The organism is Variovorax sp. 01T439_2 (genome assembly GCF_056398445.1).
In genome coordinates this window covers 1-4,254 of sequence record NZ_JBFTPJ010000652.1, presented here as the reverse complement: position 1 = coordinate 4,254, position 4,254 = coordinate 1, and the positions used below count along the sequence as shown (strand labels likewise).

Here is a 4,254-nt window from a genome sequence, read left to right as displayed (position 1 = left end):
CATCACGTCGGCCTTGAGGTCGGCGCGCGCGGCGACATCCATGATCTCGAAGATCGTGACCAGCGCGTAGTGGTGCGAGAGCGCGGACTCCGAGGGCACCAGCTCCCCGAGGCGGCGGAACAGGTGCTCCAGCCGCAGATAGGTGCGGATGCGCTCGTTGAAGGGGTACTCGTAGAGGATCACGCGGTTCTATAGCTTTCCTGTCGAGCCATCATAGCTTCAGGGCGATTTCGAGGGAGGCGTCGGCACCACCTCGCGCACGGCCGCCAGCATGCGTTCTCCCAGCGCGAGCTGGCCGTGCATGGACATGTGGGTGTCGTTCGAGAAATAGAAGTCCCGGATCTGCGTGTGCTTTTCGCGCGTGAACGCGAAGAGGTCCGGCCCCGGCAGCCCGGACGTGCGGAACCCGGCTTCGAAATCCTTCGAGTAGTCGGGCTTCAGGTACACGGTGGTCTTGTTGGGAATCACCATCCACATGATAGGAAGCTTGCTGTGCGCCTTTGTGAAATTCTTCATCCATTCCAGGTGCGCAAGGGTCAGCGGCCCATTGTCGTCATCTTCAGCGAAAAAGGGCATCTTGTCGCATGAGCGATGCGAAAAGAGCTTGCAACCATCGGGCACCGGGCGCACCCAGGTGTTCCAGTCGAAGTGGATGTCTGTTGCAGACTTTTTCGCTTTCCAGGTGTTGTAGTAGGTCGTGATGCCGGTCAGGAACTGCACGTTCCAGTTGGGCGCGGGGCTCGGCACGGTCTCGTCGGGCGTGATCAGCGGATGGTCCATGGCGTCGTAGGGCCGGATCATCTTCTGGCACTTCATGCTGTCCTTGGTACGGTCGCCGAACAGGCGTTCCACGCTCTCGATGATGATCAGCTTGCCCTTGAAGCCCGTGCGCTCGACCCATTGGTCGAAGTCGCTGCACAGCGCGTTCTCGTACTGGCCCCAGTAGGTGGTCGAGACGCGGTAGCCGGCCCTGGTGAGCACCGACTGCCAGCGGAAGGTCATGGAGAAGCTGTCGCCGATCACCATGATGTCGGCCTGGTCCACGGGCGTGCCCTTGAGGTAGGCGGGGTCCACCTTGGGCGGCGGGGCGGTCCAGCCGAATTCGCGCTCGGACAGGCGGCCGATCCGCGTGAGGTCGCCGTAAGGCACGGGGCTGGTGAGCGAAACGATCCACAGCACCATCAGGACGATGTAGCCGGTCAGGAAGAACCGCAGCCAGACTTTCGCGGGCGTCGTCATGTCGAATCAGAATTGGAAGTAGAGGAACGGGCTGTAGTTGCCCAGCTTCGAGACGCACCAGGCGAAGAGCGCGAAGGTACCGATGGCCAGCACGGCCGAGGAGCACCAGGCCATGACGCGCTGGCCGGCCACCGCCTTTGGGTGGGGAATCCAGCGCTCGAGCGTGATCGTCGGCGGCAATGCGAGGCAGATGACGATGCCCACGAGCATGGTCTGGAAGAACTCGGGCTTGCGGAACGGAACCGGCCCCAGCTCGCTGAACGCGGAAGGCGGTGCGCCATGCAGGCCGAGCATGCCCTTGTAGATGGCCATGGCCGTGTGCAGGCCGTCGGCGCGGAACACGATCCAGGCCAGCACCACGCACAGGAAGGTCAGCAACCAGCCCAGCACGTGCGCAACCGGGCCTGCCGGAATGTTGCGCCGCACCTTGGCGTTCCAGAGGTGGTTGATCATCAGGAACACGCCGTGCAGCGCACCCCAGATCACGAAGGTCCAGGCGGCGCCGTGCCAGAGGCCGCCCAGCAGCATCGTGAGGAACAGGTTCAGGTAGCGCCGGGCCGGGCCCTTGCGGTTGCCGCCCAGCGGCACGTAGAGATAGTCGCGCAGGAAGTTCGACAGCGAGATGTGCCAGCGCCGCCAGAACTCGATGATGTTGGTCGACTTGTAGGGCGAGCGGAAATTGAGCGGAAGCTGCACGCCCAGGCACAACGACAGGCCGACCGCCATGTCCGAATAGCCCGAGAAGTCGAAATAGATCTGCAGCGTGTAGGCGAGCGCGCCGAACCACGCGGTGTAGAGCGTGGGCTCGATGCCCTTGTGCACGCCATTGAACATCATGTCGGCGTATTGGCCCACCGGGTCGGCGATCAGCAGCTTCTTGGCGAGGCCGAAGGTGAAGATCGCAATGCCGAGCGCCACCTTGTTGGGGTCGAACCGGTAGGTGGCCGCATTGGCGAACTGCGGCATCATCTGCGCGTGGTGCAGCACCGGGCCCGCGATCAGGTGCGGAAAGTAGGTGACGAACAGCACATAGTGGATGAAGCTGCGCTCATGCACCTTGCCCTGCCAGCAGTCGACCAGGAAGGCGATCTGCGTGAAGGTGTAGAACGAGATGCCGATCGGCAGCACGATGTGCAGCAGCGGGATCTGCGACAGGCCCGCCGCGGCCAGCCCGTCGTTCACGTTCGAGACGAAGAAGTTGGCGTACTTGAAGACCGCGAGCACGCCCAGGTTGACCACCAGCGCCAGCACCAGCAGCGACTTGCGCTTGCGGTCGTCCCGCTCCGGCGCGGGCGACAGGCGCAGCCCGAACCAGTAGTTGATGCAGATCGACGCCACCAGCAGCGGCAACGCCTTGACGCTCCACCAGCCGTAGAAGAACAGCGAGGCCAGGGCGAGAAAGCCCGCGGCGGACCGGGCGTTGCGCTTGCCGATCAGGAAGAACCCGATCAGTACCAGCGGGAAGAAGACAAAAATGAAGGGATACGAATTGAAAAGCATCGCAGGAGGTGAGGGCACTCCGGCGAGCGCCTTTTTTGTCTTGGTCGTTGTGCGGCCGCTCTGGCGGCCAGTCTCGGATTATCGCGTGCCGGGCGGAACCCACCGCTTCCAGAGACTCCGGACCTCTGCAGCGAGTTCCTCCAGCGAGAGCGACTCGTTGAAAATGACCGCATCCGCGGCCGTCCTGCGCAGCCCGCGCGGCGCCTGCTGGGCGATCACCGCGCGCACTGCCTCGGGCGTCCAGCCGGAGCGCGCCACGACGCGCCGCAGCTGCGTTTCCTCGGTGGCATCGACCACCAGCACGCGGTCGACCCGGGCCCGCCAGCGGCCGGATTCGACCAGCAGCGGCACGTCGAAGACCACCACCGCGTCGGGGCCGGCGCTGGAGGCCATGCGCTCCGTCTCGGCACCGATCAGCGGATGCAGGATCGATTCGAGGCGCTTTTTGGCGCTGTGGTCGGCGAACACGAGCTGACGCATCGCCGCGCGGTCGAGCCCGCCGTCCGCCGCGATCGGGCCAATGCGCCGAGCGGGAAGGCGAAGGGAATCCATTGCCTCACGAGCTCCGGGCCCGCCACCAGGCAGACCAGGCCGGCACCGGCAAGAAAGGGACCGAAGGCCATCGGAATGTCCTTGTGCGCCAGCTTCCCGACAAGGCGCAGCGTGAGGCCGATCACGGCGCCCACCAGCGATGAGACCAGGATGATGGCAATGAGGTAGTCGGCCCCGAGCCAGGCGCCGAGCGCCGCCAGCAGTTTGAAGTCGCCATATCCCATGCCTTCCTTGCCCGTGGCCAGGCGATAGCCATGGTACACAAGCCACAGGCTCAGGTAGCCGAAGACGGCGCCCCAGACCGCCGAGCTCAGYGCGGTGCCGGTCCAGCCCATGGCCGCGCCGACGAGCCCGAGCCACAGCAGCGGATAGTTGAGCGCGTCGGGCAGGAACTGGGTGTCGAAGTCGATCAGGAACTGGCAGATCAGGAAGGCCGCGAACGCCGCCCAGAGCGCGCCGGTGGGCGTGAGGCCGAAGCGGTAGGCGCACAGCGCGAACAGCGCGCCGGTCACCAGCTCCACCAGCGGATAGCGCGGGCTGATGGACGTGCCGCAGGCGGCGCAGCGGCCCCGCAGCACCAGGTAGCTCAGCACCGGGATGTTCTGGTACCAGCGGATCCTGTGGCCGCAGGCGCCGCAGCGCGAGGCCGGCCGGGCGAGGTCGAAGGGCGGCAGCGCCTCGATGGCCGCGGCCGCCTTGTCCGCCGCGGCTTCGAGCCCGGCCGGCGGCTGCGCCTTGGGCCCGAACACCAGCGCCCAGAGCGACGGGACGTCCGTGGACGACATCAGGTTGGCCACGGCATCGGCCAGCCAGCCCCGGTACATCATGACCGGGGTGCGGTAGATCACCACGTTGAGAAAACTGCCGACCAGCAACCCGAGGACGCCGGCGAAAGCGGCGTCGAACTCCTGCGACACCAGCATCAAACGACCTGGCCCAACTTGAAGATCGGCAGGTACATCG

General features: G+C 65.4%; 3 protein-coding genes and 2 pseudogenes. All 5 read right to left on the bottom strand.

Going from position 1 to position 4,254, the window contains the following annotated elements:
- Positions 1 to 183, bottom strand: a 183-nt coding sequence (gene zapD / locus AC1DOC_RS25185) for a cell division protein ZapD (RefSeq protein ID WP_478130724.1), incomplete at its 3' end; no start/stop codon positions are given.
- A 36-nt stretch (positions 184 to 219) separates the two neighbouring features.
- Entirely contained in the window at positions 220 to 1,239 is a 1,020-nt protein-coding gene (locus tag AC1DOC_RS25180; protein ID WP_015866999.1) for an alginate O-acetyltransferase AlgX-related protein, read from the bottom strand.
- Positions 1,240 to 1,245: 6 nt separating this feature from the next.
- On the bottom strand, positions 1,246 to 2,739 hold the full coding sequence (locus AC1DOC_RS25175) for an MBOAT family O-acyltransferase (protein WP_062365619.1): 1,494 nt from the start codon (positions 2,737 to 2,739) through the stop codon (positions 1,246 to 1,248).
- A 78-nt stretch (positions 2,740 to 2,817) separates the two neighbouring features.
- Positions 2,818 to 3,258: pseudogene (coaE, locus tag AC1DOC_RS25170) on the bottom strand (dephospho-CoA kinase); the annotation flags it as partial.
- Positions 3,258 to 4,214, bottom strand: a pseudogene (locus AC1DOC_RS25165) (prepilin peptidase); the annotation flags it as partial. The pseudogenes coaE and AC1DOC_RS25165, both read right to left, overlap by 1 nt.
- Between the last annotated feature and the right edge of the window lie 40 nt (positions 4,215 to 4,254).